The sequence below is a fragment of the Pseudomonas oryzicola genome, assembly GCF_014269185.2.
Taxonomy (GTDB): Bacteria; Pseudomonadota; Gammaproteobacteria; order Pseudomonadales; family Pseudomonadaceae; genus Aquipseudomonas; species Aquipseudomonas oryzicola.
In genome coordinates, this window is sequence record NZ_JABWRZ020000001.1 from 2,405,461 (window position 1) to 2,431,831 (window position 26,371).

Annotated in this window: 30 protein-coding genes; 18 read left to right on the forward strand and 12 right to left on the reverse strand. The window is 63.6% G+C overall.

What is annotated here, in order from left to right:
- Nucleotides 1-94: 94 nt before the first annotated feature.
- Nucleotides 95-979: a LysR family transcriptional regulator gene (locus HU760_RS10980; RefSeq protein ID WP_186677094.1), complete on the reverse strand. Its 885-nt coding sequence runs from the start codon at nt 977-979 to the stop codon at nt 95-97.
- A gap of 135 nt (nt 980-1,114) precedes the next feature.
- On the opposite strand from HU760_RS10980, the gene HU760_RS10985 reads away from it, so the two are divergent.
- The 5 genes from HU760_RS10985 to HU760_RS11005 all read left to right on the forward strand — a co-directional run bounded on the left by HU760_RS10985 (nt 1,115) and on the right by HU760_RS11005 (nt 5,245).
- Complete coding sequence (locus tag HU760_RS10985; protein ID WP_186677092.1) at nt 1,115-2,239, forward strand: muconate cycloisomerase family protein; 1,125 nt, start codon at nt 1,115-1,117, stop codon at nt 2,237-2,239.
- A gap of 31 nt (nt 2,240-2,270) precedes the next feature.
- Entirely contained in the window at nt 2,271-2,561 is a 291-nt protein-coding gene (gene catC / locus HU760_RS10990) for a muconolactone Delta-isomerase (protein ID WP_186677090.1), read from the forward strand.
- A 43-nt stretch (nt 2,562-2,604) separates the two neighbouring features.
- Complete coding sequence (gene catA / locus HU760_RS10995; protein WP_186677088.1) at nt 2,605-3,540, forward strand: catechol 1,2-dioxygenase; 936 nt, start codon at nt 2,605-2,607, stop codon at nt 3,538-3,540.
- Between the two features lie 117 nt (nt 3,541-3,657).
- Entirely contained in the window at nt 3,658-4,152 is a 495-nt protein-coding gene (locus tag HU760_RS11000; RefSeq protein WP_186677086.1) for a GNAT family N-acetyltransferase, read from the forward strand.
- A gap of 214 nt (nt 4,153-4,366) precedes the next feature.
- A complete protein-coding gene (locus HU760_RS11005; RefSeq protein ID WP_186677082.1) occupies nt 4,367-5,245 on the forward strand; it encodes a DMT family transporter in 879 nt (292 codons plus the stop codon).
- Nucleotides 5,246-5,320: 75 nt separating this feature from the next.
- Here the strand turns inward: HU760_RS11005 and HU760_RS11010 are convergent, their stop codons facing one another.
- The 3 genes from HU760_RS11010 to HU760_RS11020 all read right to left on the reverse strand — a co-directional run bounded on the left by HU760_RS11010 (nt 5,321) and on the right by HU760_RS11020 (nt 7,502).
- A complete protein-coding gene (locus tag HU760_RS11010) occupies nt 5,321-5,923 on the reverse strand; it encodes a hypothetical protein (RefSeq protein WP_186677080.1) in 603 nt (200 codons plus the stop codon).
- Between the two features lie 99 nt (nt 5,924-6,022).
- Nucleotides 6,023-6,928, reverse strand: coding sequence for a LysR family transcriptional regulator (locus tag HU760_RS11015; protein ID WP_170029481.1), 906 nt, complete (start codon nt 6,926-6,928; stop codon nt 6,023-6,025).
- A 112-nt stretch (nt 6,929-7,040) separates the two neighbouring features.
- Nucleotides 7,041-7,502: a GNAT family N-acetyltransferase gene (locus HU760_RS11020; protein WP_186677078.1), complete on the reverse strand. Its 462-nt coding sequence runs from the start codon at nt 7,500-7,502 to the stop codon at nt 7,041-7,043.
- 155 nt (nt 7,503-7,657) lie between these two features.
- On the opposite strand from HU760_RS11020, the gene HU760_RS11025 reads away from it, so the two are divergent.
- Together HU760_RS11025 and HU760_RS11030 are read left to right on the forward strand one after the other, a co-directional pair.
- Nucleotides 7,658-8,563, forward strand: coding sequence for a LysR substrate-binding domain-containing protein (locus HU760_RS11025; RefSeq protein WP_186677076.1), 906 nt, complete (start codon nt 7,658-7,660; stop codon nt 8,561-8,563).
- An 89-nt stretch (nt 8,564-8,652) separates the two neighbouring features.
- Nucleotides 8,653-9,357: an SDR family oxidoreductase gene (locus tag HU760_RS11030; RefSeq protein WP_186677068.1), complete on the forward strand. Its 705-nt coding sequence runs from the start codon at nt 8,653-8,655 to the stop codon at nt 9,355-9,357.
- A 7-nt stretch (nt 9,358-9,364) separates the two neighbouring features.
- On the opposite strand, the gene HU760_RS11035 is transcribed toward HU760_RS11030, so the two are convergent.
- On the reverse strand, nt 9,365-9,763 hold the full coding sequence (locus HU760_RS11035) for a tetratricopeptide repeat protein (RefSeq protein WP_186677066.1): 399 nt from the start codon (nt 9,761-9,763) through the stop codon (nt 9,365-9,367).
- Nucleotides 9,764-9,945: 182 nt separating this feature from the next.
- A complete protein-coding gene (locus HU760_RS11040; RefSeq protein WP_186677064.1) occupies nt 9,946-10,404 on the reverse strand; it encodes a hypothetical protein in 459 nt (152 codons plus the stop codon).
- Nucleotides 10,405-10,494: 90 nt separating this feature from the next.
- Between HU760_RS11040 and HU760_RS11045 the strand changes: the two genes are divergently transcribed.
- Both HU760_RS11045 and HU760_RS11050 read left to right on the forward strand, forming a co-directional pair.
- On the forward strand, nt 10,495-10,689 hold the full coding sequence (locus HU760_RS11045) for a hypothetical protein (RefSeq protein WP_225932809.1): 195 nt from the start codon (nt 10,495-10,497) through the stop codon (nt 10,687-10,689).
- A gap of 132 nt (nt 10,690-10,821) precedes the next feature.
- Nucleotides 10,822-11,961: a glutathione-independent formaldehyde dehydrogenase gene (locus HU760_RS11050; RefSeq protein ID WP_186677063.1), complete on the forward strand. Its 1,140-nt coding sequence runs from the start codon at nt 10,822-10,824 to the stop codon at nt 11,959-11,961.
- A 35-nt stretch (nt 11,962-11,996) separates the two neighbouring features.
- Here HU760_RS11050 and HU760_RS11055 read toward each other — a convergent pair whose 3' ends face one another.
- A complete protein-coding gene (locus tag HU760_RS11055) occupies nt 11,997-12,920 on the reverse strand; it encodes a LysR family transcriptional regulator (protein ID WP_186677062.1) in 924 nt (307 codons plus the stop codon).
- Between the two features lie 90 nt (nt 12,921-13,010).
- Here HU760_RS11055 and HU760_RS11060 point away from each other — a divergent pair, with 90 nt between their 5' ends.
- From HU760_RS11060 to aroE, 5 genes are read left to right on the forward strand one after another with little or no spacing between them, the layout of a single operon-like run.
- Nucleotides 13,011-13,958 carry a ketopantoate reductase family protein gene (locus HU760_RS11060; protein ID WP_186677060.1) on the forward strand — a complete coding sequence of 316 codons (948 nt, stop codon included), beginning with the start codon at nt 13,011-13,013 and terminating at the stop codon, nt 13,956-13,958.
- Nucleotides 13,955-14,353, forward strand: coding sequence for a VOC family protein (locus HU760_RS11065; protein WP_186677059.1), 399 nt, complete (start codon nt 13,955-13,957; stop codon nt 14,351-14,353). The genes HU760_RS11060 and HU760_RS11065 overlap by 4 nt, the downstream gene beginning before the upstream one ends.
- Entirely contained in the window at nt 14,350-14,805 is a 456-nt protein-coding gene (locus HU760_RS11070) for a MaoC family dehydratase (RefSeq protein WP_186677058.1), read from the forward strand. The genes HU760_RS11065 and HU760_RS11070 overlap by 4 nt, the downstream gene beginning before the upstream one ends.
- A complete protein-coding gene (locus tag HU760_RS11075; protein WP_186677057.1) occupies nt 14,802-16,034 on the forward strand; it encodes a CaiB/BaiF CoA transferase family protein in 1,233 nt (410 codons plus the stop codon). The genes HU760_RS11070 and HU760_RS11075 overlap by 4 nt, the downstream gene beginning before the upstream one ends.
- Nucleotides 16,031-16,849, forward strand: a complete 819-nt coding sequence (aroE, locus tag HU760_RS11080; RefSeq protein WP_186677056.1) for a shikimate dehydrogenase — start codon at nt 16,031-16,033, stop codon at nt 16,847-16,849. Before HU760_RS11075 ends, aroE begins: the two co-directional genes overlap by 4 nt.
- A 222-nt stretch (nt 16,850-17,071) precedes the next feature.
- On the opposite strand, the gene HU760_RS11085 is transcribed toward aroE, so the two are convergent.
- The 4 genes from HU760_RS11085 to HU760_RS11100 are packed head-to-tail and all read right to left on the reverse strand — an operon-like array spanning nt 17,072 to nt 20,973.
- A complete protein-coding gene (locus tag HU760_RS11085; protein ID WP_186677055.1) occupies nt 17,072-17,794 on the reverse strand; it encodes a proteasome-type protease in 723 nt (240 codons plus the stop codon).
- A 39-nt stretch (nt 17,795-17,833) separates the two neighbouring features.
- The gene (locus HU760_RS11090; RefSeq protein ID WP_186677053.1) at nt 17,834-18,613 is read right to left on the reverse strand and encodes a transglutaminase family protein; all 780 of its coding nucleotides are present in this window, start codon (nt 18,611-18,613) and stop codon (nt 17,834-17,836) included.
- Entirely contained in the window at nt 18,610-19,560 is a 951-nt protein-coding gene (locus tag HU760_RS11095; protein WP_186677051.1) for an alpha-E domain-containing protein, read from the reverse strand. The genes HU760_RS11090 and HU760_RS11095 overlap by 4 nt, the downstream gene beginning before the upstream one ends.
- A 3-nt stretch (nt 19,561-19,563) precedes the next feature.
- Nucleotides 19,564-20,973, reverse strand: a complete 1,410-nt coding sequence (locus HU760_RS11100) for a circularly permuted type 2 ATP-grasp protein (protein WP_186677049.1) — start codon at nt 20,971-20,973, stop codon at nt 19,564-19,566.
- 457 nt (nt 20,974-21,430) lie between these two features.
- Between HU760_RS11100 and HU760_RS11105 the strand changes: the two genes are divergently transcribed.
- Both HU760_RS11105 and HU760_RS11110 read left to right on the forward strand, forming a co-directional pair.
- Nucleotides 21,431-22,255 carry an AraC family transcriptional regulator gene (locus tag HU760_RS11105; protein ID WP_186677046.1) on the forward strand — a complete coding sequence of 275 codons (825 nt, stop codon included), beginning with the start codon at nt 21,431-21,433 and terminating at the stop codon, nt 22,253-22,255.
- A 72-nt stretch (nt 22,256-22,327) separates the two neighbouring features.
- On the forward strand, nt 22,328-22,714 hold the full coding sequence (locus tag HU760_RS11110) for a cupin domain-containing protein (RefSeq protein ID WP_186677043.1): 387 nt from the start codon (nt 22,328-22,330) through the stop codon (nt 22,712-22,714).
- Nucleotides 22,715-23,318: 604 nt separating this feature from the next.
- Here HU760_RS11110 and HU760_RS11115 read toward each other — a convergent pair.
- Nucleotides 23,319-24,215: a LysR family transcriptional regulator gene (locus HU760_RS11115; protein WP_186677040.1), complete on the reverse strand. Its 897-nt coding sequence runs from the start codon at nt 24,213-24,215 to the stop codon at nt 23,319-23,321.
- 143 nt (nt 24,216-24,358) lie between these two features.
- Here HU760_RS11115 and HU760_RS11120 point away from each other — a divergent pair, with 143 nt between their 5' ends.
- Both HU760_RS11120 and HU760_RS11125 read left to right on the forward strand, forming a co-directional pair.
- A complete protein-coding gene (locus HU760_RS11120; RefSeq protein ID WP_186677038.1) occupies nt 24,359-24,922 on the forward strand; it encodes a cupin domain-containing protein in 564 nt (187 codons plus the stop codon).
- On the forward strand, nt 24,919-26,352 hold the full coding sequence (locus tag HU760_RS11125) for an MFS transporter (RefSeq protein WP_186677037.1): 1,434 nt from the start codon (nt 24,919-24,921) through the stop codon (nt 26,350-26,352). The genes HU760_RS11120 and HU760_RS11125 overlap by 4 nt, the downstream gene beginning before the upstream one ends.
- Nucleotides 26,353-26,371 lie beyond the last annotated feature (19 nt).

The window sequence follows — 26,371 nt, forward strand, 5'->3', positions numbered from 1 at the left end:
CGGCCCTGCGCCGGCCCTGTAGCGGCTTCGACCGCGATCACCGACACAGCCGGTGCCATCCACCGCGTCGCCCGCTTCACGGATAAATCCGCTCCTACATGCTGTGGGAGTTGGCTTGCTGGGCAATCAATGCCAGGCAGCGCTGCACGATCGGGCTCACGTCGCCCTTGCGCCGGCTGAGGATGATCGGGCTGACGGCTCCGCTGTCGAGCAGGGCGACGTATTCGATATCGGTGCGGTGCTGTTGTTGCACCGAGGCCGGCACCAGGGTCACGCCCACGCCGACAGCCACCAGGCCAATGGCAGTCTGCAGTTCGTTGGCCCACTGGCTGACGCGGATGCTCATGCCGTGCTGGGCGAACAGCGCCAGTACATGGTCGGCATAGCTGGGCCGAGGGTTGGCCGGGTAGAGGATGAACGCCTCGCCCGCCAGTTCGGCGAGGCTCAGCGGCGCGCCCGCCAGCGGGTGGCCCTTGGGCAGCACGGCCACCAGCGGGTCTTCGCACAGCACCTGCTGCTGAATCGCCGGGTCATCGATGCGAATGCGCCCGAAGGCAATGTCGATGCGCCCGCTTTTCAGCGCGTCCACCTGTTGCAGCGTGGTCATTTCGTTCAGGCCCAGCTCCAGTTCGCTGTCCTGGCGTAGTTCGCGGATCAGTTCCGGCAACACCGTGTACAGGGTCGAGGGGGCGAAGCCGATACCCAGCCATTGGCGCTGGCCCTGGCCGATGCGGCGGGTGTTGTCACTGATGTTGTGCAGTTGTTGCAGCAGGGTGCAGGTCTGTTCGTAGAAGAAGCGACCTGCCTCGGTCAGCCGCAGCGGTCGTTCGCGCAGCACCAGCAGCGTGCCCAGCTCGTCTTCGAGCTGGCTGATCTGCCGACTCAGCGGTGGCTGGGCAATGTGCAGCAGCTCGGCGGCACGGGTGAAGTTCAGGGTCTCGGCCAGCACCTTGAAATAACGCAGGTGGCGCAGTTCCATCAGACCTCCAGGGTATGGTGGGAGATTCATTCGATATTGGACGGCCATCAGGGTCTCGCGCAATCCTTGAGCGATCAAGTAAATGCACCATTCGGGCCTGCAACTGTCAGCCCGATATAACGGGACCTGGCAACAATGACAAGCGCGCTGATTGAACGTATAGAAGCCATTATCGTCGACCTGCCGACCATCCGCCCGCACAAGCTGGCGATGCACACCATGCAACAGCAGACCCTGGTGGTATTGCGGGTGCGCTGCAGCGATGGCGTCGAAGGCCTCGGCGAGGCCACCACCATCGGTGGCCTGGCCTACGGCTACGAAAGCCCCGAGGGCATCAAGGCCAACGTCGATGCGCACCTGGCGCCGGCGCTGGTCGGCCTGCCGGCAGACAACATCAATGCCGCCATGCTCAAGCTGGACAAGCTGGCCAAGGGCAACACGTTTGCCAAGTCGGGCATCGAGAGCGCCCTGCTCGATGCGCAAGGCAAGCGCCTCGGCCTGCCGGTCAGCGAACTGCTCGGCGGCCGTGTGCGCGACAGCCTGGAAGTGGCCTGGACCCTGGCCAGTGGTGATACCGCCCGCGACATCGCCGAAGCCCGGCAAATGCTGGAAAGCCGCCGACACCGGGTGTTCAAGCTGAAAATCGGCGCCAACCCGGTGGCGCAGGACCTCAAGCATGTGCTGGCGATCAAGCGCGAGCTGGGCGACAGTGCCAGCGTGCGGGTCGACGTCAACCAGTATTGGGACGAATCCCAGGCCATCCGCGCCTGCCAGGTGCTCGGCGACAACGGCATCGACCTGATCGAGCAACCGATCTCACGTAGCAACCGCAGTGGCCAGGTGCGCCTGAACCAGCGCAGCCCGGCGCCGATCATGGCCGACGAATCGATCGAAAGCGTCGAAGACGCCTTCAGCCTGGCCGCCGACGGCGCGGCCAGCATCTTCGCCCTGAAGATCGCCAAGAACGGCGGCCCGCGCGCCGTGCTGCGCACCGCGCAAATTGCCGAAGCCGCCGGTATTGCCGTGTATGGCGGGACCATGCTCGAAGGTTCGATCGGCACCCTGGCTTCGGCCCATGCCTTCCTTACCCTGCGCCAGCTGACCTGGGGTACCGAACTGTTCGGGCCGCTGCTACTCACCGAAGAAATCGTCAACGAGCCGCTGCAGTACCGCGATTTCCAGTTGCACCTGCCACGCACCCCTGGCCTGGGCCTGACCCTGGACGAGCAGCGCCTGGCGCGCTTCGCCCGCCGCTACTGAACGATCCAGTCATACGCAAGGAGACTTCCCCATGCTGTTCCACGTGAAGATGACCGTGAAACTGCCAGTCGACATGGACCCGGCCAAGGCTGCCCGGCTCAAGGCCGACGAAAAGGAACTGGCCCAGCGCCTGCAGCGCGAAGGTACCTGGAGGCACCTGTGGCGCATCGCCGGGCACTATGCCAACTACAGCGTGTTCGATGTAGCCAGTGTCGAAGCGCTACACGACACCCTGATGCAACTGCCACTGTTCCCGTACATGGACATCGAGGTCGACGGCTTGTGCCGACACCCCTCGTCGATCCGCAGCGACGACCGCTGATTCGCACCTGTGAGCCCGACAAGAACAAGATGAGGTAAGCACGATGACCGTAAAGATTTCCCACACTGCCGATGTTCAAGCGTTCTTCAGCGAAGTGGCGGGCCTGGGCCATGCCGCAGGCAATCCGCGCTTCAAGCAGATCATCCTGCGCGTGCTGCAGGACAGCGCCCGCCTGATCGAGGACCTGGACATCACCGAGGACGAGTTCTGGCATGCCGTGGACTACCTCAACCGCCTGGGTGGCCGCAACGAAGCCGGGCTGCTGGCGGCGGGCCTGGGCCTCGAGCACTTCCTCGACCTGCTGCAGGACGCCAAGGACGCCGAGGCCGGCCTGACCGGCGGCACCCCGCGTACCATCGAGGGCCCGCTGTATGTGGCGGGCGCGCCGCTGGCGCAGGGTGAAGCGCGCATGGACGACGGCACCGACCCGGGCGTGGTGATGTTCCTCCAGGGCCGGGTGTTCGGTGCCGACGGCAAGCCGCTGGCCGGCGCCACGGTCGACCTGTGGCACGCCAATACCCAGGGCACTTACTCCTACTTCGACTCCAGCCAGTCCGAGTACAACCTGCGCCGCCGCATCATCACCGATGCCGAGGGCTGCTATCGCGCACGCTCCATCGTGCCCTCGGGGTATGGCTGCGATCCACAGGGGCCGACCCAGGAATGCCTGGACCTGCTCGGCCGCCACGGCCAGCGCCCGGCGCATGTGCACTTCTTCATCTCGGCGCCCGGGCACCGTCATTTGACCACGCAGATCAACTTTGCCGGTGACCAGTACCTGTGGGATGACTTTGCCTATGCCACCCGCGACGGGCTGGTCGGCGAGCTGCGCTTTGTCGATGATGCTGCAAAAGCCCGCGACCGCGGTGTGCAGGGCGAGCGCTTTGCCGAGCTGGCCTTCGACTTCCGCCTGCAGGCAGCCAAGGCCCCGGCAGCGGAGGCGCGCAGCCAGCGCCCGCGGGCATTGCAAAACCCCTGAACGCTGAAGCGCGCTGACACGTGTTTTTGCCTGGGCCTTTCCGTGCGGGGAGGGCCTGGGCTTTTTCCTGCCAGGGGCAAGTGATCTAGAATCCGCCTTTTACCCGAGCCCCGCACCATGCTGCCCATCGAACTGCTGGCGACCACCGCCGACCAGGCCCCGCTGATCCGCAACCTCTACCAGTTCTACGCCTACGAGTCGTCCGACTGGGAGCAGGAAGACGTCGAGGTGGATGGCCGCTTCTACATCCACGACGAGCACCTGCAACGTTACTGGGAAACCGATGGCTGGGGTGCCTACCTGGTGCTGGCAGACGGCTTCATCGCCGGCTTCGTGCTGGTGGAGCGCAGCGAACTGCCTGGTATCGAGGCGTTCGAGCTGGCCGACCTGTTCATCCTGAAAAAGTACCGCCGGCAGGGCATCGGCCGCGCGGTGGCGTTGCAGTTTTTGCAGGGCGAGGGCGATTGGCTGTTGCGCTGCTACGCCCAGGACGTACCGGCCGTGGCCTTCTGCAACGCCGTGGTGGCAGGATTGTCGCGCCCGGCGCAGGCAATGGCCTTTGAAGACGAACCGGAGTTGTTCAATCTCCTGGTCACGGGCGCTCGTCATTGAAGTCGTTGCGGGTCGTCCTGCCTCTTGAGCCAGCAGCCGAAGTAGAAAGTGGTCGATCAGCGAACACAAATCGCCATTGGCCAGGAGCAAGCGGGGAGGGAACTTCCTTATGCTCTGGCATCTCTTCTAGAATCCGAACTGTTGTATCTGCCAGGCTGTGCCTGCGCAGCCTTCCCCTGGCGCCATATCCAGCCGCGCCGTCATCGAGAGCGCCATGAGTTCCAGCACACCGCTGTCCGGAATCAACCAACCGCTGCGCGGCATCGCCCTGGTGGTGATGGCGACATTCCTGTTCGCCAGCCACGATGCCTTGTCCAAGTTCCTTGGCGGCCTGTACCCGATCATCATGGTGGTATGGGCGCGATATGTGGTGCACACGCTGCTGATGGCCGGCATCTTCCTGCCCAAGGCCGGGCTCAACGTGCTGCGCACCCGCCGCCCACTGCTGCAGACCTTGCGTGCCTTGAGCCTGCTGAGTACCAGCCTGCTGTTTACCAGCGGCCTGCAGTACCTGCCGCTGGCCGAGGCGACTGCGGTCAACTTCCTCGCTCCGGTACTGGTCACTGCACTGTCGGCGCCGTTGCTCAAGGAGCGGGTCACGGTGGGGCAGTGGGTTGCGGTGGTGATGGGCTTCATCGGCGTGCTGGTGGTGGTGCATCCGGGAGGCGCGATGTTCACCCCGGCGATCCTGTACCCGTTCGGTTCGGCGCTGGGCTTCTGCTTCTATCAATTGCTCACGCGCATCCTGGCGGCGCACGATAGCCCGACCACCAGCAACTTCTATGCGGGGTTGTGCAACACCCTGGCCATGAGTGCGCTGGTGCCGTTTTTCTGGGAGGTGCCGCGTTGGGACCATGCGCTGCTGATGCTGGCGCTGGGCGGTTTCGGCATGACTGCGCACCTGCTGCTGACCCAGGCCTTCCGCCATGCGGCGCCGGCGTTGCTGGCGCCGTTCAGCTATTGCCAGATCGTGTTTGCCGGGTTGCTGGGCCTGGTGGTCTACAGCCAGGTGCCGGACACCCTGAGCCTGGTCGGTATCGCAGTGATCTGCCTGAGTGGGCTGGGCGCGGCATGGATGCAGCGGGGCAAGTAGCATGCCTGCAGCGGCCCTGTCGCCAGTAAGCCAGCTGGTGTGCCTATGGGAGCGGGCTTGCCTGCGAAAGGGCCCTCAAGCCCGCCTTTTCAACAGCACCTGCAGCGAATCGTCAAAGTCGCGCAAGGCATCGGCCTGCACCGCGCGTTCGTCCGCGGCCACCCGCGCCACATCGCCCAGGCGCTTGTGCGACCGCCCTTCGGCGCGGCCGATGTAGGTCAGCTGGTCGTCGAAGAAGCGCGCCACTACCCGGCTTTCGATCTCGGCACTGGCCAGGCGGCTTTCGCTATCGAGCAGCACGATGACATCCGGGTGGTCGCCCAGCAGTGTGTCCAGGTCGTCATAGAAGGTCACTTCGGCGAACTGCTGCGCCAGCGAGCGTGCCAGCCAGTCGTACGCCTGGCTCTCGCTGTTCAGGGTCGCTACCGGAACCGGAATGCGCTGGCCCCGGGCCGGCGTGGTGGCCTGGGCTTGATGGCTGCCAAGGTATTCCAGGGTGGCCTCGGCGTCCCGCCCCAGCAACACCGCGACTCGCTGCCCAGGGGCCAGGGCGACGCTGGAAAGGGCGGTGGCCGCATGGAAGTGCCCGTAGGGCTGTGTGTCGGTGCTGGCCGGGCTGGCACAGCCGCCGAGGGCGGCCAGCAAGGCGAGCAGGGCTGCGAGCATGCCGGTTTTCATGGGAGGCCTCATCCATCAGGGAATGCCGCCATCTTCCGCCCGGGCCAGGCGCAGCGGAACTCGATGGCATTCATGGTGGCTATCGATGAGGTCGATGGTTTACCGCGCCGCCATGAACTGCAGGATGCGCTCGCGCAACCAGCGCTCGGCCGGGTCGTTGTCCTGGGCACCGCTCCAGACCATCGACAGCTCGGCCTCGGTGATGTCGAACGGCGCCGGGTCGGCGCGCAGGCTGCCATCGTCGGCCAAGGCACAGGCGGCATAGTCCGGCACCGTGGCGATCAGTTCGGTATTGCGCAGCAAGGCGCGCAGGCTGCCGAACTGCGGCACCGCCAGCACCACCTTGCGGCAGCGGCCGATGCGCGCCAGGTCGAGGTCGATGTTGCCGCTCATGTCGCCCGAGAATGACACCATCACATGCGGGCGGGCGCAGTATTCGTCGAGGGTCAGCGGGCCTGGGCGGTCGTCGGCGCGCAATACCCGTACGCCGATGTCGCGCAGCTTGCGGCGTTTGGCGGTGGCCGGCAGGTCGGTGGTGTAGCTGACGCCGACCGAAATCTCGCCGCTGGCCAGCAGCCCCGGCATCAGCAGGAAGTTGGCCCGCCGCACCACCACGCTGAGGTTCGGGGCTTCTTCGCGCAGGGCCTGGAGCAGGGCCGGGAACAGCCCGAATTCGGCATCGTCCGACAACCCCAGGCGGAACACGTTGCAACTGCTGGCCGGGTCGAACTCGCGGGCGCGGCTGATGGCAGCGGAGATCACGTCCATGGCCGGGCCCAGCTCGGCGAAGATCTGCATGGCCCTTGGCGTGGGCTCCATGGCCCGGCCGTTGCGGATCAGCAGCGGGTCGTCGAACAGCTCGCGCAGGCGCGCGAGCGCGGCACTCACGGTGGGCTGCGTAATGAACAGCTTTTCGCCGACGCGGGTCAGGTTGCGTTCGATCATCAGGGCTTCGAACAACACCAGCAGGTTCATGTCGACGCGGCGCAGGTCGTTGCGGTTCATGGGGCTCGGGTTCCGGAACAGGGGGGTTGGCGCTGTAGTGAAGCATGTTGCCGGGGGTTGTGCCTTGTAGGGATGTGCGCAGGGCGTTCGGCATACAACCTGGGTGCGCGTTTCATTGCCCACGCCAGCCGGGCAAGCGCTTCTCCATGGGTTGATAGACCATCCCGGCAAACGCATTCACCTCGCCTGCCAGTGTGAAACCGTAGTGTTGGTAGGCAGGTACCGAAGGCAGTGATGCCCTGACGGTCACGACCTCCACCCTGGCGTGTTCCAGCGCTGCGTTCATCAGGCGCGCGCCGATGCCCTGGCGTTGCCAGCGGGGGGCGATGAACAACATGGCGATATGGCAGCCTTGCTTGAGTTCGACCAGGCCCACCATGGCGCCATCCACCACCCCGACCAGTATCAGGTTGTCGCCTTGCATGCGTTCGGCAAACGCGTCGGCCGCTGCCACCCTGGCAAACGTTGCCACACCCTGCGCTGGCAGCGTGGGCGCGACCGCCTGGGTGAAAGCATCCAGGCACAGGGCACTGGCGTGGGGCAGATCATCGTGGGTCAGTGGGCGTATCTGCATGGCATCATCCTTGTCTGCACGTGCGGTTCTCCAGTTTGCCCAGCAGGACGCCGTTGCCGCAATCGAAACCGGCGCTGTACGGGCGCCAGGCATCGACTTCCTTGGCTGACAAGGTTAGCCTCGCGCAATGTCCAGCCGATAGAAAAACCATCGCCATGCCTGCAGGTTACCCCGGTTTGCCTTCGCTCAATGCGCTACGCGTGTTCGAAGTGGTGGCGCGTCACCTCAACTTCCGCCTGGCGGCCGAGGAGCTTGGCGTGACCCAGGCGGCTGTCGCCCAGCATGTTCGCGGGCTGGAGGCCAGCCTGGAGGTGCGCCTGTTCGAGCGCCTGCCGCGCGGCCTTGGCCTGACCAATGCCGGGCACGCCTACAGCACCAGCGTGCGCAGCGCCCTGGCAATGATCGAGGAAGCCACGCGCTTGTTGCGCCCGGTGCCGTCCCACCTCACCGTCAGCGTGACGCCAACCTTTGCCTCGAAATGGCTGATCCCCAGGCTCGGGCACTTTGCCGAGCGCCACCCCGAGATTGACCTGCGGGTACTGGCGACCGACCGGCTTTCCCACTTTCATACCGACGGTGTGGACCTGGCCGTGCGTTATGGCCAGCCGCCATTTGCGCCGGGGCTGAACGCTGAATTGCTGATGGCCCCCACAGTGGTCGCGGTGGCCAGCCCCGGGTTGCTGGCCGAAATGGGGCGGCCCGGCGATTTCGCCGCCTTGCAGCGTTATGTGGCATTGCACGATGCGCACAACTTCTGGCCGCAGTTCTACGCAGCAGTGTTCCCAGGCCATTCGCCGGCCAGCGCCCGGACCGTGCGCTTCAACCAAACTTCACTGGCCATCGAAGCCGCGATTGGCGGGCAGGGCATCGCCCTGGCCAGCCAGGCCTTCGTCAGCGACGACCTGGCTGCCGGGCGCCTGGTGCAGGTGTTCCCCCAGCAATTGCGGCTGGACAAGGCGTTTTACCTGGTATGGCCGCGCAAGCGGCAGGCGCCGGCGGCCCTGCAGCTTGTCAGGGCGTGGTTGCAGGCTCAGGCAGGCGATAGGAAATCTATCGTCTAGGCGAAGCCGGGCTGCCTCCCTCGCTGCCAGCGTGGCTGCTAGTGTGAATGCACTTGCAAACACAGTGCTGGATTAGCGAAGGAGGCAACATGTCAGAAGCAAAAGTGGCCATCATCACCGCCGGTGGCAGCGGCATGGGCGCCGCAGCGGCACGCCGCCTGGCCGCCGACGGTTTCAAGGTCGGTATCCTGTCGTCCTCGGGCAAGGGCGAAGCGTTGGCCAGGGAACTGGGCGGTATCGGCGTTACCGGCAGCAACCAGTCGGTTGCCGACCTGCAGCGCCTGGTCGATGCCGTGGTCGGGCAGTGGGGACGCGTCGACGTGCTGGTCAACAGTGCCGGCCACGGCCCGCGCGCGCCGATCCTGGAGATCAGCGACGAAGACTGGCACAAGGGCATGGACACCTACCTGCTCAATGTTATCCGCCCGGCCCGCCTGGTGACGCCGATCATGCAACGGCAGAAGGGTGGCAGCATCATCAACATCTCCACCGCCTGGGCATTCGAACCCAACGAGATGTTCCCCACCTCGGCGGTGTTCCGTTCCGGCCTGGCCGCGTTCAGCAAGATCTTCGCCGATACCTACGCCGCCGACAACGTGCGCATCAACAACGTGCTGCCTGGCTGGATCGACAGCCTGCCGGCCACCGAGCAGCGTCGCGACAGCGTACCGCTCAAACGCTATGGCACCAGCGAGGAAATCGCCGCCACCATTGCCTTCCTGGCCAGCGAAGGCGCCGCCTATATCACCGGGCAGAACATCAGGGTCGATGGTGGCCTGACGCGTAGTGTCTAGGCCGCCGTCAATGCGCAGCGGTCGGCAGCATGCCTGAGCGCCGGGCGTTGTGCGCGGCCTCTATCAGTTGCAGGTTGCGATTGCGTAACGCATGGTTGGCGCCGACCCGCAGGTTGGAGCGCAGCGCCAGGGTTTCGGCCTGTTCGAATTGGCCTTGCTCAAGGCGCAGCACGCCCAGGTAGTGCAAGGTCGCCGGGTTGTTTGGCTGGATGTGCAGCGCGCGCTCCAGGGTGGCCGCCGCCTGGTCCAGCTGGCCTTCGGCATACTGTTGCGACGCTGTTTCGATCAGCGCGGTCGAGGCATTGTTGCTGCGCGCCGGTGGCGAGCGCTCGCCGGCCAGTGCAGCGGGTGCCATGATGGCGCTGAACAACCACAGCAAGGCTGACAGGATAGGTGTATTGGGCATCGGCGGTGGTCTCGACAAGGCCCTGGCGGTTGTGCGAGCCGTGCAGCGAGGGAAATGTTGTCGGGGGAGATGATGGGTTGGTCGGGTGGTTCAGCGAGATTCATCTGCACGCTCCAGCAGCTGGGGGTCGCTGCTGGAGCGTGCAGGCTTTCAACCGTGCCCGACGAAGTCGCTGCTACGGTTCAGCGATCGTTCTTCGAAGAGTTTCGGGTTGCGCCGCTCAGCCCTTTGGTGTTGTGGTCACCCGGGGTAGTGGCGGAGATCGCCGTCGATTTCGCCAGGCCGCGGGTGTCCCTGGATTGGGCAACACCGGAGGTGGTAGTGCCGTGGCCGTTGTCGCTGTTGCGCGAGCTGCCGTAGTGGTTGCCGCTCAAGCCATGGTCGCGCGTGGCCTTGCCGGCGTGATCATCGCTGAGGCCCATGCCATTGCCAGTGTGGCTACCTTTGCCAGCGCCCTGACCACCGCCCAGCCCGCCGCCGTGGCCGGCACCGCCGCCATGGCCGCCGCCACCACCGTGGCCACCGCCACCGCCGCCGCCTTTGGCATACGCCGAGGCAATCGGTGAAACATCGGCTGGCAACAAGGCAGTTGCGCCGAACGCAAAGGCACAAGTAAAGAGGGCTACCAGGGTTTTTCTCATGTTTGTTCGCCTCCAGAAGGCGCAGGGGTGCTTGGTAGCCAATACGACATTGGGTTCGGTTTCGAGTTCCGCTAACCCGACAGAATACGCATGGATCCAATCCCTGAGCATCACCTGTCCAGGAGCCCTTTTCGGCCACGCTCCGACCCGGCAACCACCACTGTCGTGATGGCCATCAATATCGTTCTGCTGGCTTTTGTCTGGTACGTCCGGGGCAAGATCTTCCCGGATTTCGCCTTCGTCGGGCCCTGGAAAGTCAACGGCAAGTATTTGTTCACGGGCTGAGAGCCACCGCTGGCGCGCTGGTGATTAGCGCCACTGATCCGGCTGGTCACACACAGGCTGAACACTGAGGGCAAAGCCATTACCCCAACAAGGTAGGGTGCCTTTCGTGCCCCTGACATTCGGGAGTTCAGTATGAAAGCTATCGTCTATAACGGCCCGCGTGACGTCGCCGTCAAGGATGTACCGGACGCAAGAATCGAAAAGCCCACTGACGTGCTGGTACGCATCACCACCAGCAATATCTGCGGCTCCGACCTGCACATGTATGAGGGCCGTACCTCGTTCGAAGCCGGGCGTGTGTTCGGCCATGAGAACCTTGGCGAAGTGATCGAGGTGGGCGCCGGGGTCGACCGGGTCAAGGTCGGTGACCGTGTCTGCCTGCCCTTCAATATCGGCTGCGGGTTCTGCGAGAACTGCGAAAAAGGCCTGACCGGATTCTGCCTCACGGCCAACCCGGGGGCCGCCGGCGCTGCCTACGGCTTCGCCGACATGGGCCCCTATCAAGGTGGCCAGGCAGAGTTGTTGCGTGTGCCTTACGCTGATTTCAACTGCCTGGTGCTGCCGGAGGACGCCCAGGAGCGCGAAGACGACTACGTCATGCTCGCGGATATCTTCCCCACTGGCTGGCACGCAACGGAGCTGGCCGGTCTGCAGCCGGGCGAAAGTATTGCGATCTATGGCGCCGGCCCAGTGGGGCTGATGGCGGCCTACTCGGCAATCATCAAGGGCGCCTCGCAGGTGTTCGTGGTAGACAACCAGCCAGATCGGCTGCAGCTTGCCGCGCGGCTTGGGGCAACGCCGATCAACGCCGTCGAGCACAAGGCCGTGGAAGAAATCATGAACCTGACCCACGGCAAAGGCACCGACCGGGGCTGCGAATGCGTGGGCTATCAGTGCTGCAACAGGCATGGCCATGAAGTCAATTACCTGACCATGAACAACCTGGTTGCCTCGACCAAGGCTACCGGTGGTATAGGCGTAGTGGGGGTGTTCGTGCCAGAAGACCCGGGGGCGAAGAACGACCTGGCAAAAGAGGGCAAGATGGCCTTCGATTTCGGCGCGTTCTGGTTCAAGGGCCAACATATCCGCACCGGCCAGGCGAACGTCAAGGCCTATAACCGGCGCCTTGCAGCGCTCATCCATCATGGGCGTGCCAAGCCTTCGCAGATCATCTCCCATCGCCTGACGCTTGCCGAAGGCCCCGATGCCTACAAGCATTTCGATGCGCGGGATGATGGCTGGACCAAGGTGGTGCTCAAGCCTGCTGCCTGATCCATCATGCCCTGCCTCCACGGACGGAAGCAGGGTCAGCGCTGCTGACTGCCTGCGCTCTGGAACAACGCCCGGATCACCTCCCTCATCCAGCGATTGCCGCTGTCCTGCTGGTACCGTGCGTGCCAATGCTGCTTGACGGTGAAACCTTCTACCGCAAACGGGCAATCGTGCACCTGCAAACCATGCATGGCGGCCAGCGTCTGGCCGATGTGCCGTGGCAGCGTGGCCACCAGGTCGGTCGACCCGACAATCATGCCCAGGCCGAGAAAGCCCGGCAGCTCCAACATGATCCTGCGTTCGATGCCGGCCCGCGCCAGGCCGGCCTCGAGCAACTTCTGCCCGGTCCCGGCACTGACCTGCACATGCCCTTCGGCCTGGTACTGCGCCACGCTGATGCCTTGGCCCAGGCGCGGGTGGTGCGGGTTGCTCAGGCAGACCCAGTCCTGTTCGAACAACACCTGCTGGTACATGCCCGCGCCGAGCCAAGGCACGAAGCCGATGGCCAGGTCCGCTTCGCCCGATTCCAGGGCGCTTTCGGTATTGCCATCGATGCGTGCCGCTTCCAGGCGAATGCCGGGCGCATGGCTGCGCAGGTGGTTGAGGATGCTGGGCAGCAAGGTGATGTGGCTCGCATCGCTGACGCACAGGCGAAAGCGCCGCTGCGTCGTGGCCGGATCGAATTGCGGTGCCCAGGTGGTCAGGCGCCGCAGCGATTCCAGCACTTCGCGGCAGGGCCCGATCAGCTGGTCAGCCCGCGGGGTAGGGGCCATGCCGCCCGGGGTGCGCACGAACAGCGGGTCGTTCAGTTCTTCGCGCAAGCGGCCCAGCCAGATGCTCACGGTCGGTTGACTCTGGCCCAGTTGCTCTGCCGTCCGGGTCACGCTGTGGCACTGGTACAGCACATCGAACAGCTGCAGCAGTTTGGGATCGGGCAAGGTGTCGAGTGCGGTCGTCATTGCAAATCTCAATACGTGTATTGACGCTATTGTATAGCGCAAATAAGCCCTGCTGCATAAGGTAGTCGCAAACCACAGGAGGTCTGCGACGTGAAAATCTGCATTCTGGGTGCCGGCGCCCTGGGTTGCGCCATTGGTGCAGCCTTGAGCGAGGCGGGGCATGAAACCTGGCTGTTGAACCGTGGCCGCGCGCATGTCGAGGCGATGCAGCGGCACGGGTTGCAAGTGCAGGACGAGCGCGGCGTGCGGCAGGTACAGGTGAATGCCGCCTGCGCCGCCGAAGACGTCGGTGTGGCCGACCTGGTGGTGGTGCTGGTCAAGTCGTTCCACACCCGCGAGGCGATCGCCGGTGCTGCCGCGCTGATCGGGCCGCAGACGCTGGTGCTGTCGCTGCAGAACGGTCTTGGCCACGAAGACCTGCTGGCCGAGGCCGTAGGCCCGGAGCGGGTACTGGCCGGCAAGACCTACGTCGGCGGCGTGCTGCTGGCCCCAGGTTCGATCCGGGCCGGTGTGGCCGGCAAGCAGACCTTCATCGGTGAACTCGACGGCAAACGCACCCCACGTGTGCAGGCCATCGCCGAGGTGTTCAACGGCGCCGGGCTCGCCACCACGGTCAGCGACAACATTCTCGGCACCATGTGGGACAAGCTGCTGGTCAACGTCGCCACTGGCGCACTCAGCGGCATTACCCGGCTCAGCTATGGTCAGCTGTACAGCGAGCCGCTGCTGGAAAGCACCGCCAAGGCAGCGGTGGCCGAAGCCATCACCGTCGCCGAACGTGCCGGTATCCGCCTGAGCCTTGCCGACCCGGACGCCGCGTGGCGGCTGGCCGCCGAGGGCCTGCCGGCGAGCTTCCGCACTTCGATGTTGCAGAGCCTGGAAAAGGGCTCGGTCAGCGAAATCGATTTCATCAACGGCTCCGTTGTGCGCTGGGGCCAGCGCCATGGCGTGGCTACACCGGTCAACGCGACCCTGGTGGCCTGTATCAAGGGTATCGAGCGCGCCATGGCCGATCAGCAGAAGGGGAGTCATCCATGAGCCAGCCGAAAGCCTACCTTGAACACGTTGCGTTCTGGGTGCGCGACATCCACTGGCACATCCGCTTTTTCAGCGAGGTGTGCGGCATGAGCATGCGCGAGGTCCAGGGCGACGTCGAGCAGCCTGCGCAGTATTGGACCCTCGGTGGCCTGCAGTTCATCCACCAGCCGGACTTCACCGGCCCGGAAGGGCGCCTGGCGCACCTGGGCATCATGTGCGAAGACCTTGAGGCCGCATTGGCTGCCGCCCAGCGTTTCGGCGTCAGCGAAATGCCCCAGGGCCGCAACTGGCTGCGCCTGCCCGACGGCCTGGCCGTCGAATTCATCCAGGCAAGGCCGGCGCAGTGCGTCGCCCAGGCACTGGCCATCGACCCGCGTGCGGAGGTGCAGGCATGAGCGTGGTGGAAAAATACTGGGACGATGCCCGCGAAGGCGATGAATGCATCAGCCCCAGCTACACCGTGACCCGCGAACGCATCCTGGCCTACGCCGACCTCACCGGTGACCACACCCCGGTGCATGTCGACGAGGCGTATGCCAATGCAAGCCATTTCGGCTGCCTGGTTGCCCATGGCCTGTTCGGCTTGTCGATCGCCGACGGCCTGAAGACCCAGTGCGAGTACCGCTTCGTGCCGGGCATGTCGCTGGGCTGGACCTGGGACTTCGTGCTGCCGATCAAGGTCGACGATGTGCTGCACGTGCGCATGCGCGTGGGGGCGATGCGCCCGAGCAACAGCCGCCTGGGCTGGGGCATCGTGGTCTTGCCATCGGAACTGATCAACCAGCACGGCGAGGTCGTGCAGCGTGGCGAGCACCGGCTGATGGTACCGCGGAGGGCGCAGGCATGAGCCAGGCACTGCCATTGGCGGGTATCCGCGTCATCGACTACAGCCACTTCCTCGCCGGGCCCTACGTGGGCCGCTGCCTGGCAGCGCTGGGAGCCGAGGTGATCAAGGTCGAACGGCCCGGCAGCGGCGATGCCGGCCGCCAGCACGCGTTCACCCTGGACGATCAGCAGAGCGGCTACTTCCTGCAGCTGAACATGGGCAAGCAAGGCGTCAGCGTGAACATGAAGGACCCCCGCGGCAAGGCGTTCATGCAGCGCCTGACCGACTCGGCCGACGTGTTCATCGAAAACTACCGCCCCGGTGCCCTGGACAAACTGGGCCTGGGCTATGCCGAGCTGGCGGCGCGCAACCCGCGCCTGGTGTACTGCTCGATCTCCGCCTACGGCCACACCGGGCCGGATGCCCACCGCGCCGGCTTCGGGCTGATCGCCGAGGCCAAGAGCGGGATCATGCAGATGGTCGGCGTGCCGGGCGAAGCGCCGCCGTTGCTGCGCATTTCCCTGGGCGACATGTACACCGGCATCCATGCCGTGGCGGCGATCAATGCGGCGCTGCTGGGCCGGGTCAACAGTGGCCGCGGCCAGCACATCGACATGGCCCTGTACGACACGCTGGTGTCGATGCATGAGTACGCGGTGCAGTGCTACACCTTGTCCGACGGCACTGTCCTGCCCGAACAGACCGGCCACGACATGCCGACCTCGACCCTGTACGGCGTGTTCCGCGCCGCCGATGGCGACCTGGTGATCGCCGCCCAGGTCGACGATGCCTGGAAACGTTTTGCCGCGATGCTCGAAGCCAACGGTGGCCCACCCGGGTTCGGCAACGATAGCCGCTACCACAGCCTGAACGGGCGCAATGCGCATCGCCAGGCGATCCTCGCCGTGGTCCGTGACTGGGTTGGCGCACGTCGGGTCGCAGATGTGCTGCAACTGCTCGATGCGGTCGATATTCCCAGCGCCAAGGTGCAGCGCATCGACGAGGTGGTGGCCGACCCGCAGATCCAGGCGCGTGGCATGGTGCTGGAGCAGCAGCACCCGCGCTACGGCACCTTGCGCCTGCCGAACCTGCCGTTCCGCTTTTCCGACTGCGATACCACCATCCGCCAGGTGGCCCCGGACCTGGGCCAGCACAATGCCGAAGTGGCCGCCGGGCTTGGTTTCAGCCCTGAAGAAATCACCGCCATGCAGGCAGACGGTGTGCTGTTCACCCACGGAGATACACCATGAACGACCGCTATGCAGTGATCGGCCGGCCGATCAACCACACCAAGTCCCCTTTGATTCATGGTCTGTTCGCCCAGGCCACCAGGCAATCCCTGGCGTACGGTGCCATCGAGGGCGAACTCGCAGGATTCGAGGCTCAGGTGCTGCAGTTCCGCAATGAGGGCGGCTTGGGCATGAACATCACCGCGCCGTTCAAGCTGCGCGCGTTCGAGCTGGCCGACCAGCGCAGCGAACGCGCACAGCTGGCGCGGGCGGCCAATGCGTTGAAGTTCGAGGATGACCGGATCTTCGCCGAAAACTTCGATGGCATTGGCTTGCTGCGCGATATCGAAGACAACCTCGGTGAGCCGTTGGCCAATCGCCGGGTGCTGCTGCTCGGCGCCGGTGGCGCGGTGCGCGGGGCGTTGCTGCCGTTCCTGCAGGCCGGGCCGCGCGAGCTGGTGCTGGCCAACCGCGACATGGCCAAGGCACTGACCTTGCGCAACGAACTGGACCACCCGCGCCTGCGCATAAGCCGCTATGAGGAACTGCAGGGGCAGGCGTTCGACATCGTGGTCAACGCCACCTCCGCTAGCCTCAGCGGTGAGCTGCCACCGCTGCCGGACGATGTGCTGGGCCAGACACGGCTGGCCTACGAACTGGCGTATGGCAAAGGCCTGACGCCGTTCCTGCGCATGGCCCAGGGGCAAGGTGTGGCGCGCCTGGCCGACGGTGTCGGCATGCTGGTGGAGCAAGCGGCGGAAGCCTTTGCCTGGTGGCGCGGAGTGCGCCCGGAAACCCGGGCGGTGATCGACCGCCTGACCATTCCCTTGGCATAGGCCCTGAGCGGGCATGCCGCGAACACCGGAAGGCCAGGGCTATCATCCACCGCGTCGCCTGCTTCGCGGATAAATCCGCTCCTACAGTTGACACCGTACCTGCAGGAGCGGATTTATCCGCGATCACCGGGACAGCCGGTGCCATCCATCGCGTCGCCCGCGTCGCGGGTAACCGCTCCTGCAGAGATACAGCGCCAGCCTGGAAATCAGCACCGTATCGATTCAGCCATAGGGCGGCGCGGGCAGCTCGGCCAACAACCGTTTCAAGCCGTCGCTCCACTGCCTGCGGATCTGCTGGTAATAGGCATCGTCGCTGGTGATGCGTTGCCGTTCCGGCGCTTCCAGGCTGTCCTTGTGGTACACCAGCAGGTCCAGCGGCATGCCCACCGAGAGGTTGCTGCGAATGGTCGAGTCGAACGAGATCAGGCCGCAGCGCAAGGCTTCATCGAGCGGTGTGTGGAAACCCAGGTTGCGGTCCAGAATCGGTCGGCCGTACTTGCTTTCGCCCAGTTGCAGGAACGGTGTGTCCGGCGTGGCCTGGAAGAAATTGCCCTGCGCGTAGACGTTGTAGATGGCCATCGGATCGCCGGCAATCTGCCCTCCGACGATGAACGAACTGCTCAGGTCGATCCCGGCCGACAACTTGCTGCGGTCCCGGCTGACCACTTCGCGCAGGGTGTCGGCTACCAGTACCGTTGCATCGTACAGCGTGGCCACGTTCAGCAAGTGGGGGCCGGGCCCGCGGGTGCGCTGCCGCAGCAGGTTCACCACCGACTGCGAGGTTGCCAGGTTGCCAGCGGTCTGCAGGACGATCAGGCGCTCGCCCGCTACGCCGAACACGAACAGCTTGGCAAAGCTGGCGATCTGATCGATGCCTGCATTGGTGCGTGAATCGCTGATGAAGACGAGCCCGTCCGCCAGGTGCATGGCGACACAGTAGGTCATGCTGTTTCCCTTGTTGTTTTCATGATGGGGCAGCGCCTGTCACTGGCGGTGCACATGGACGCTGGCCTGCAGCGATTCGGCACCGCCGCCACGGCGCACGCCCCTGACCGGGCAGGCGTCGAGGTAGTCCAGGCCCACTGCCAGCTTCAGGTGTCGCTCTGGCCGGGTCAGGCGGTTGGTGATGTCGAAGCTGTACCAGGCGCCGTCGACCCAGGCTTCGGCCCAGGCATGGCTGGCCAGGTGCTGCTCGTCTTCGGTGCACAGGTAACCGGAAACGTAGCGTGCCGGTATCCCCAGGCTGCGTGCGCAGGCGAGGAAGGCGTGGGTGTGGTCCTGGCAGACCCCGGCAGCACCGCTGAACGCTTCGATGGCGGTGGTACCCACCGACGTCGCGCCCGGGCTGTAGGGCATGTGCTCGGCCAGCCCTTGCATCAACCCGGTCAGCGCCGCGCGGTCGCGGTGTTCGCCGCAGTGGCGGTTGGCGAAGGCCTTGAGCGTGTCATCGGCCTGGGTCAGGTGGCTGCCGCGCAGGAACGGCAATGGCGACTGGTCGCCGGCCTCCTGCTCGCATTCCGGGTCGATCTCCACCTGGCCGCTCGCCGTCAGGGCCAGGTGGCCGTGGGGCTTGTCGAGGGTCAACACGTGCAGGATGTTGCCATACGGGTCGATCTGGCCTTTGACTTCGCAGGGCAGGTCCAGTTGCCATGCGTCGATGCGCTGGCGCTCGCTGCTGCGCGGCGTCAGACGCAGGAACTGAATGCTGTTGCACACGTCGCTGGCATAGCTGTAGGTGGTGTCGTGGCGAATGGACAGTTTCATACGACCTCCAGGTAGGAGTGGTGGACCGCCTGGCCCAATTGATTGATGCGCCCGATGAAGTCGCTCAGCCATGGGTGCAAGCCGGCTTCGAGGATTTCGTCGATGGCGGTGTAGCGCAGGCGCGCATTGAGCTCGGCGGCCATGCGCTGGGCGGCGCGGCGGCTGCTGCCTGGCAGACTGGCAAGGATCTGGTCCAGCTCCTCGATGCAGGCGTGCAACGAGCGGGGCACGTCCACCCGCAGCAACAGCAACTCGGACACCGGCCGGGCACTGGGCGCGGCCCGGTACAACTCGTTGAAGGCTTCGTAGGAGGTCAGCGCGCGCAGCAAGGCACTCCACTGGTAATAACCGCGGGCAGAGTCGTCGCTGACCTCTTCGGACGCCTCGCCAAACATTTCGTAGCGGGCATCGAGCAGGCGCAGGGTGTTGTCTGCCCGCTCCAGGAAGGTGCCCAGGCGGATGAAGCTGTAGGCATCGTTGCGCATGATGGTGCCCGACGTTGCCCCGCGGAACAGGTGCGAGCGTTCCTTGACCCATTCGCAGAACTGGCTGATGCCATAACGGCCGAGGCCATTGCCGGCAATATTGCGCATCTCGATCCAGGTCGCGTTGATGTTCTCCCACATGTCGGCGGTGATGCGGCCACGCACCGCGTGGGCGTTGGTCCTGGCCGCCTGCAGGCAGCAATAGATGCTGCTGGGGTTGGTTGCGTCGAGGGCGAAGAAGTGCAGCATGCGCTCGCTGTCGAGCTCGCCGTGGCGGCGGCGGTAGTCGTCCAGCGTCCCCGATGCCAGCAGCGACATGGCCAGCTCGGCATGGCCGTCACTGCGCCCGGCCTGGGGCATCAGTGACAGCGAGTAACTGACCTCGAGCATGCGCGCCAGGTTTTCCGCGCGCTCCAGGTAGCGTGACATCCAGTACAGGTCGGAAGCGGTTCTCGAAAGCATGGTTCAGTCCTCCACCACCCAGGTGTCCTTGGTACCGCCGCCTTGCGACGAGTTGACCACCAGCGAGCCTTCCTGCAAGGCCACACGGGTCAGGCCGCCTGGCACCAGGCGGGTTTCACTGCCGGACAGCACGAACGGGCGCAGGTCGATATGGCGCGGCGCGATGCCGCTGTCGACGAAGGTCGGGCAGGTGGACAGGCACAGGGTGGGTTGCGCGATGTAGGCATGCGGGCGGGCCTTGATGCGGGCGCGGAACTCGTCGATCTGGGCACGGGTCGATGCCGGCCCTACCAGCATGCCGTAGCCACCGGAGCCCTGGGTTTCCTTGACCACCAGCTCGGGCAGGTGGGCCAGGACATGCGACAGGTCGGCCGGCCTGCGGCATTGCCAGGTGGGGACGTTGTTCAGTATCGGCTCTTCGCTCAGGTAGAAGCGGATCATGTCGTCGACATAGGGGTAGATCGACTTGTCGTCGGCGACCCCGGTGCCCACGGCGTTGGCCAGCACCACGTTACCGGCGCGGTACACCGAGATCAGCCCCGGCACGCCCAGCATCGAGTCAGGGTTGAACGACAGTGGGTCGAGGTAATCGTCGTCCAGGCGCCGGTAGATCACGTCGACCTGCTGTGGGCCGGCGGTGGTACGCATGTAGACATGTTCGTCGCGGATGAACAGGTCGGCGCCCTCGACCAGCTCGATGCCCATTTCCCGGGCCAGGAAGGCATGCTCGAAATAGGCGCTGTTGAAGCGCCCGGGGGTGAGCAGCACGGCGGTCGGGTTGTCCAGCGGGCTGGCGCTCTTGAGCGTGTCCAGCAGCAGGTTGGGGTAGTGGTCGATCGGGGCGATACGCTGGGCGGCGAACAGCTCGGGGAACAGCCGCATCATCATCTTGCGGTCTTCGAGCATGTAGCTGACCCCGCTGGGGGTGCGCAGGTTGTCTTCCAGCACGAAGTAGCTGCCATCGCCATCGCGGACCAGGTCGACGCCGGCGATATGGGCATACAGGCCACGGTGCAGCCCCAGGCCCTGCATGGCGATCTGGTAGCCCTCGTTGGCCAGCACTTGCTCGGGCGGGATGATGCCGGCCTTGAGGATGCGCTGGTCGTGGTAGATATCCTCCAGGAACAGGTTCAGGGCCTGCACGCGCTGGATACAGCCGCGCTCGACCATGCGCCATTCGCTGGCGCGAATGCTGCGCGGGATGATGTCGAAGGGGATCAGGCGCTCGGTGTCCTGTTCGTCACCGTACAAGGTGAAGGTGATACCAGCGCGGTGGAACAGCAGGTCGGCTTCGCGTCGGCGCTGTTCCAGCAACTCCATCGGGGTGTTGGCCAACCAGCGGGCGAACTCCTGGTAATGCGGGCGGCAACTGCCGTTCGTTTCGTACATTTCATTGAAAAATGCCCGGGACATACCCACTCCTTGCCACCGTTGCCGGCAGCTTCATTGCGGTTCATCTACACATTTCTGGGTGCGGCCTTGCTGGGGTAGGTGGGTCCTGTTTCTGTCGTGAGCCTCTGATTCGGTCAGGCAAGTGTGTCTTGCCTGCAAGAAGCCTTTGCAATGAAGGTGCCGAAAGCCCGGCGTAGCGCGGGAGTTGTGGTGAGGGAGCGGCAAGTCTTTGGAATGGTTGGTTTTTCTTTACTGGATACTGTTGCGCAGCGAGTGCTCGTGACAGGACTGTATGCAGGGCTACCGGTGGGCATGCATCAAAAAGGCGCATTCTGCGCATGGCTGCAGGTTTTGACCCGAGTTGGTGCTTGCCAATCCCGATGGTGGCCATCGGTCAGAAAATCGACTGGGTGCCTGCCGCTTTCTGCAATAGGATGGCGTACAGCCACTGGATGGCAGCGTAGCGGCAGGCATATTGATGAAAGCACAAGCAGACCGGTCGGCCCCCTCCGATTGGGTCATCCGCAGCGCCATGCCAGGCGGCGTGGAGCGCATCGAAGCGTGGTTCGGCGGCCATGGCTACGACCCGCATCGTCACGATACCTACTCGATCGGCCGTACCCTGGCCGGTGTGCAGAGCTTTCACTACAAAGGGGCGCTGCGCCACGGTGTGCCTGGCAACACGCTCGTGTTGCACCCTGACGAAGTACATGACGGCATGGCGGGCACCGACATGGGCTTTCGCTACCGCATGGCCTACATCGACCCTGGGCTGATCCAGAACGTGCTGGGCGGCGAGCCGTTGCCTTTCATCGCTGGCGGATTGTCCTGTGACCCGCGCCTGTACAGCGCCAGCGAGGCCTTCGTGCAGGCGTTGGATCATCCTCTGGAAACACTGGAAGCGCAGGACGCCCTGTACGACCTGGCAATGGCGCTGCGTGCGGTCGGCGGCAAGCCACGCGGTCGCAAACGTCTGGACTACCGCGCGGCCGAGCGGGCCAGGGCGTTCATCATGGAGCACCTGCACCTGGGCATCACGCTGGAGATGCTCGAACAGGCCAGCGGGCGTGAGCGGTGGAGCTTGTCACGAGATTTCCGTGCCCTTTACGGCACCAGCCCTTACCGTTTTGTCACGCTACGCCGTCTGGACTGTTTTCGCAGGCTGATCGTGGATGGCTTTACCCTGGTCGACGCCGCCCTCGCTGCCGGTTTTCACGATCAGAGCCACATGACCCGGCACTTCACCCGCACCTACGGCGTACCGCCGCTGCGTTGGCTGGAGCGCTTGCGGCCTGCCCGCTGAGTTGCAGGATCGTACAAGAGCAGCGCGCTTTGGGTTCGCTAGCCTGAGCGTTCCAACCAGAGAGGATCTGTCATGTCCGAAGCCCATCAACAACGCGTGTCACAACCTGTCAACCTGGCCTACAAGGCCGGGTTGATCGAACAACAATGGAGCCCACGGGTGGTCGCGGAAATGAACGACTACCAGTTCAAGGTGGTGCGCATCGAAGGTGAGTTCATCTGGCACTCGCACCCGGAAACCGATGAGGCGTTCCTGGTACTCGAAGGCGTCTTGCGCATCGATCTCCCGCATGGCTGCGTTCATGTGAATGCCGGCGAACTGTATGTGGTGCCGCGCGGCGTCAAGCACAGGACAGCGGCGCTGGCGGAAGCGAAACTGATGATGATCGAACCGCGCGGTGTGTTGAATACCGGTCATGAAGGAGAGGAGCGAACGGCGGTGAATGACGTCTGGATCTGAATCGACGTGGCCAAGGGCGAAGTGTTTCAGGGGCGAGAGCGGTAGGGTGAGTGACTGCTTTCGACCCGAAGCGGACTGTCCTGCCTCGGGGCTTGCGTGGTGCCTGATGTGCTTGCCTGAAGATCTTCGTTGCCTATGAGATCGAGCGCCGCCCGCGCGGCGCATCGCGGATAAATCCGCTCCTACATTTGTTGCAACGTGCCGAACCTGTTACGCCATGGTTGCCTGCCTTGGTGCATATCCCAAGGCATGCGAGGCGGCATCAATGCCCACCCAGAAATCCCGTCATACCAACAAGGCTGACAACCGTGGCCTCACAGGCATGGCCACGTTGCAACAAATGTAGGAGCGGATTTATCCGCGATGCGCCGCGCGGGCGGCGCTCGATCTCATAGGCAATGAAGATCTTCAGGCAAGCACATCAGGCACCACGCAAGCCCCGAGACAGGACAGTCCGCTATGGGTCGATAGCGGTCATTCGTGACCAGCAGCTTCCGACCCATAGCTGCCCTTCGTGGAGGACAGCAATCGGCCAAAAGCGGACTGATTACCGGCAAGTTGAGCAAACATCAGTAAATATGTAGAGGTTCACAGAGCACCGAACCTATTCACCTTTCTTGCAAACGTGCAGGATCAAATCTCTAAGCCATCGATGAGCGGGATCTGCACTGAATCGTGGATGCCAAAGCAATGAAACGGTGAACTCCGGCATATGGAATGGAAGCGGGAAGCTATACATACCGTCGCGCAAACTCGCGGTATGGCGCTCTGGCACGGTTGCGATGAGGTCTGAGCCCCGAGCCAATCCTAACGCGGTCGAAAAGCCACCGACTATCGTTACTACTCTTCGTTGCAGCCCGAGCAACAGCAGCGCGTCATCCAAGGGACCTTTTTCCAACCCTTCTCGTGATACGGAGATATGCATGCCAGCCGCATACTTTTCCGAAGTGATTGTGCCGCGGCTCAGTGGATGCGTGGCGCGTACCACGCCAATGTAATTGTCCCTGAACAAAGCCTGGCCTCTGAGCTCGGGGGCAGAGGCCAGATCTATGACGCCGGTTTCTAGATCCACGATTCCATCGCGTAATGGTTTACTGTCTTTGTCCGGCTTCTGCATAAAGAACAGTCTTACTCCTGGTGCCTTTTGCGCAACATGTGCGATAAGGGCCGGACCAAAATTCTCAGCAAACCCCTCACTGGTCCTGACTGCGAAGGTCCGCTCCAGTGTTTCGAGGTCAAGGAGCTCCGCTGGCCGCAAAGCTTCCTGTGCATCACGCACAAGCTGAGCGACATGCTCACGCAGCTCGATCGCCCTGGGAGTTGGCACGAGCCCTCGTCCCGCCCTGACTAAAAGCGGATCTCCAGTGGTTTCTCTAAGCCGCGCAAGTGCCCGGCTCATGGCTGAGGGGCTGAGGCGTAGGCGTTTGGCTGCACGCGTGACACTGCCTTCAGCAAGAACTGCGTCGAGGGTAATGAGCAGATTGAGGTCTGGATTTGACATAGCCTCATCTTAGCCCAATCCGCTGACATATAGCGTCCGGCGCAACTATAAAGTGCAATTATTGCGCCTTCCGCCATACGTATACGCTGAATACAGTTCTCTCCATCGGCACAACCGTACCGAACTGAATGAGGAGAGAATCTATGAGCTCGTTGAACAGATTTGTCGAGCGTGTCCAATCAATCTGGGCACCGCTAAGTTCTGCAGTGGTCGCCGGCTGCCAGCAGCAGTTGGATGAACTCCTGAAGACACCTGCCACCGAGCCCTGGCTGGCTGAACTGCACCAGCAAGCACCGGCTCAACAAGAGATGCACCGAGATCCGGACAACGGATTTGTACTGCTGGCACATACCGAGCCTGAAGGGCTCTACCGGCCGCCTCATGATCACGGTCGGAGCTGGGTCATTTACGCAGTGCAGCAGGGTGAAATAGAAATGGGCACCTATGCCAAGGTTCAGGACTCGGATGGCAAGGTGAAACTGGTGAAGCGCGGATCCACAACGGTGAGCGCCGGTCAAACTCTGGTCTTCTTGCCTGGCGATATCCACGATACGCAGTGCATCAGCGGACCCGCGTTGCTCTTTCGCTTCACCGAGCGAGACTTGAAGAAGGAAGACCAAGAGGCCGGCAAGCTAACAAGGTACGTCAAGCAGGATGGTGACTGGGTCCCGGCTATCCAGTGTACCCCCGGATGGCTGAAGTCATGAAACGCGATCCTGCTCCCGAAACCGGCGTCCGCGCCCCACAACCTGAGCATGCTGCCGCAACGGAGCATGCTTTGGATGCGCGCCTACTGCTACCCGCACCGCGGCACCTCGCTGCCATCGCCTCAGTGCTGGCAGCTCTGGCACTCGTGGTACTCAACACCGCAATAACTAATACGGCTCTGCCAACGATTGCCCAATCGCTGCAAGTGCCTCCAGCGTTATCAATCTGGATCATCACCACTAACCAGGCGGCCCTTTTGACCACGTTGCTGCCCTGTGCGGCACTGGGAGAAAGTCTTGGTTACCGCAAGGTATTTCGCTGGGGCATTGCGATTTTTCTGGCTGGTACGCTGATGTGCGCTGTGGCCCCGACGCTCTCCTGGCTGATTGCTGCGCGGTTGCTCCAGGGGCTGGGAGGTGCGGCAATTATGGCTCTCGCCATTGCACTGTTGCGCCAAGTTGTACCGAGCCATCAGTTAGGCGCGGCGATAGGCTGGAATGCACTTGTTGTTGCTCTGTCATCAGCAGCAGGGCCCGCCTTGGGAGCTGCGATTCTCGTCGTGGTCGCCTGGCCATGGCTGTTTGCTGTTCTGCTCCCTTTCGGGCTCTGGGTAATGCTAGCGGCTGGCGCACTACCGGTAGTGGACGGTACCGCGCGTAAAGCCGATCTGTTGAGCATGGCATTGGATGCCGGAACATTTGCGTCACTGGTCATAGCCGCTGGCGTCATCACGGAACACCCTGTGCTGGCTGCAGCATTACTGACTATTTCTGCTATCCAACTGGCGCTATTGGTAAAACGTGAACGGCAGAAGGAAGCACCACTGATTCCGCTAGATCTACTCAGTTCCAATTCATTCCGTATTTCGGTTATTGCATCCGTGCTTTCCTTTGCCGGGCTAACTGCAGGCTTGGTAGCGCTGCCCTTCTACCTGCAGCATGGCCTCGGACAAGGGGTGCTGGAGACAGGCCTCTATATGATTCCCTGGCCTTTAACAGTCGCCCTGTTCGCTCCGCTAGCGAGCCGCCTAGCAAACCGATGTTCGACTGCCTGGCTCTGCTCCGTGGGTGGAGTTTGTCTTGCCACAGGATTAACAGGGGCTGCACTTTGGCCTCTGCGGGAAAATCTAATCATCCTTGTGCCGCTGACCATGCTCTGCGGTGTCGGGTTCAGCCTCTTCAACGTGGCCAACAACCGCAACATGTTCCTCGCGGCGCCAAAGAGTCGGAGTGGTGCGGCTGGGGGCATGCAGGGTACCGCTCGCCTACTCGGGCAAACGGCTGGTGCTGTCATCATGACATTGCTCTTTAACCTGCTTCCCGCCGACTCTGCGCCTCAATTTGCCCTTTGCGCGGGAGCCTCATTGAACTTACTCGCTGCCCTTATAAGCACACTGCAAGGCATGCCTAGAGCATCAGTTTCTAACTAATGCACTGAATCCCAAGACA

Bases quoted from the DNA above. Each gene is read 5' to 3' on its own strand.
- HU760_RS10980 (WP_186677094.1), bottom strand. From the start codon at position 979: ATGGAACTGCGCCACCTGCGTTATTTCAAGGTGCTGGCCGAGACCCTG.
- HU760_RS10985 (WP_186677092.1), top strand. From the start codon at position 1,115: ATGACAAGCGCGCTGATTGAACGTATAGAAGCCATTATCGTCGACCTG.
- catC (WP_186677090.1), top strand. From the start codon at position 2,271: ATGCTGTTCCACGTGAAGATGACCGTGAAACTGCCAGTCGACATGGAC.
- catA (WP_186677088.1), top strand. From the start codon at position 2,605: ATGACCGTAAAGATTTCCCACACTGCCGATGTTCAAGCGTTCTTCAGC.
- HU760_RS11000 (WP_186677086.1), top strand. From the start codon at position 3,658: ATGCTGCCCATCGAACTGCTGGCGACCACCGCCGACCAGGCCCCGCTG.
- HU760_RS11005 (WP_186677082.1), top strand. From the start codon at position 4,367: ATGAGTTCCAGCACACCGCTGTCCGGAATCAACCAACCGCTGCGCGGC.
- HU760_RS11010 (WP_186677080.1), bottom strand. From the start codon at position 5,923: ATGAAAACCGGCATGCTCGCAGCCCTGCTCGCCTTGCTGGCCGCCCTC.
- HU760_RS11015 (WP_170029481.1), bottom strand. From the start codon at position 6,928: ATGAACCGCAACGACCTGCGCCGCGTCGACATGAACCTGCTGGTGTTG.
- HU760_RS11020 (WP_186677078.1), bottom strand. From the start codon at position 7,502: ATGCAGATACGCCCACTGACCCACGATGATCTGCCCCACGCCAGTGCC.
- HU760_RS11025 (WP_186677076.1), top strand. From the start codon at position 7,658: ATGCCTGCAGGTTACCCCGGTTTGCCTTCGCTCAATGCGCTACGCGTG.
- HU760_RS11030 (WP_186677068.1), top strand. From the start codon at position 8,653: ATGTCAGAAGCAAAAGTGGCCATCATCACCGCCGGTGGCAGCGGCATG.
- HU760_RS11035 (WP_186677066.1), bottom strand. From the start codon at position 9,763: ATGCCCAATACACCTATCCTGTCAGCCTTGCTGTGGTTGTTCAGCGCC.
- HU760_RS11040 (WP_186677064.1), bottom strand. From the start codon at position 10,404: ATGAGAAAAACCCTGGTAGCCCTCTTTACTTGTGCCTTTGCGTTCGGC.
- HU760_RS11045 (WP_225932809.1), top strand. From the start codon at position 10,495: ATGGATCCAATCCCTGAGCATCACCTGTCCAGGAGCCCTTTTCGGCCA.
- HU760_RS11050 (WP_186677063.1), top strand. From the start codon at position 10,822: ATGAAAGCTATCGTCTATAACGGCCCGCGTGACGTCGCCGTCAAGGAT.
- HU760_RS11055 (WP_186677062.1), bottom strand. From the start codon at position 12,920: ATGACGACCGCACTCGACACCTTGCCCGATCCCAAACTGCTGCAGCTG.
- HU760_RS11065 (WP_186677059.1), top strand. From the start codon at position 13,955: ATGAGCCAGCCGAAAGCCTACCTTGAACACGTTGCGTTCTGGGTGCGC.
- HU760_RS11070 (WP_186677058.1), top strand. From the start codon at position 14,350: ATGAGCGTGGTGGAAAAATACTGGGACGATGCCCGCGAAGGCGATGAA.
- HU760_RS11075 (WP_186677057.1), top strand. From the start codon at position 14,802: ATGAGCCAGGCACTGCCATTGGCGGGTATCCGCGTCATCGACTACAGC.
- aroE (WP_186677056.1), top strand. From the start codon at position 16,031: ATGAACGACCGCTATGCAGTGATCGGCCGGCCGATCAACCACACCAAG.
- HU760_RS11085 (WP_186677055.1), bottom strand. From the start codon at position 17,794: ATGACCTACTGTGTCGCCATGCACCTGGCGGACGGGCTCGTCTTCATC.
- HU760_RS11090 (WP_186677053.1), bottom strand. From the start codon at position 18,613: ATGAAACTGTCCATTCGCCACGACACCACCTACAGCTATGCCAGCGAC.
- HU760_RS11095 (WP_186677051.1), bottom strand. From the start codon at position 19,560: ATGCTTTCGAGAACCGCTTCCGACCTGTACTGGATGTCACGCTACCTG.
- HU760_RS11100 (WP_186677049.1), bottom strand. From the start codon at position 20,973: ATGTCCCGGGCATTTTTCAATGAAATGTACGAAACGAACGGCAGTTGC.
- HU760_RS11105 (WP_186677046.1), top strand. From the start codon at position 21,431: ATGAAAGCACAAGCAGACCGGTCGGCCCCCTCCGATTGGGTCATCCGC.
- HU760_RS11110 (WP_186677043.1), top strand. From the start codon at position 22,328: ATGTCCGAAGCCCATCAACAACGCGTGTCACAACCTGTCAACCTGGCC.
- HU760_RS11115 (WP_186677040.1), bottom strand. From the start codon at position 24,215: ATGTCAAATCCAGACCTCAATCTGCTCATTACCCTCGACGCAGTTCTT.
- HU760_RS11120 (WP_186677038.1), top strand. From the start codon at position 24,359: ATGAGCTCGTTGAACAGATTTGTCGAGCGTGTCCAATCAATCTGGGCA.
- HU760_RS11125 (WP_186677037.1), top strand. From the start codon at position 24,919: ATGAAACGCGATCCTGCTCCCGAAACCGGCGTCCGCGCCCCACAACCT.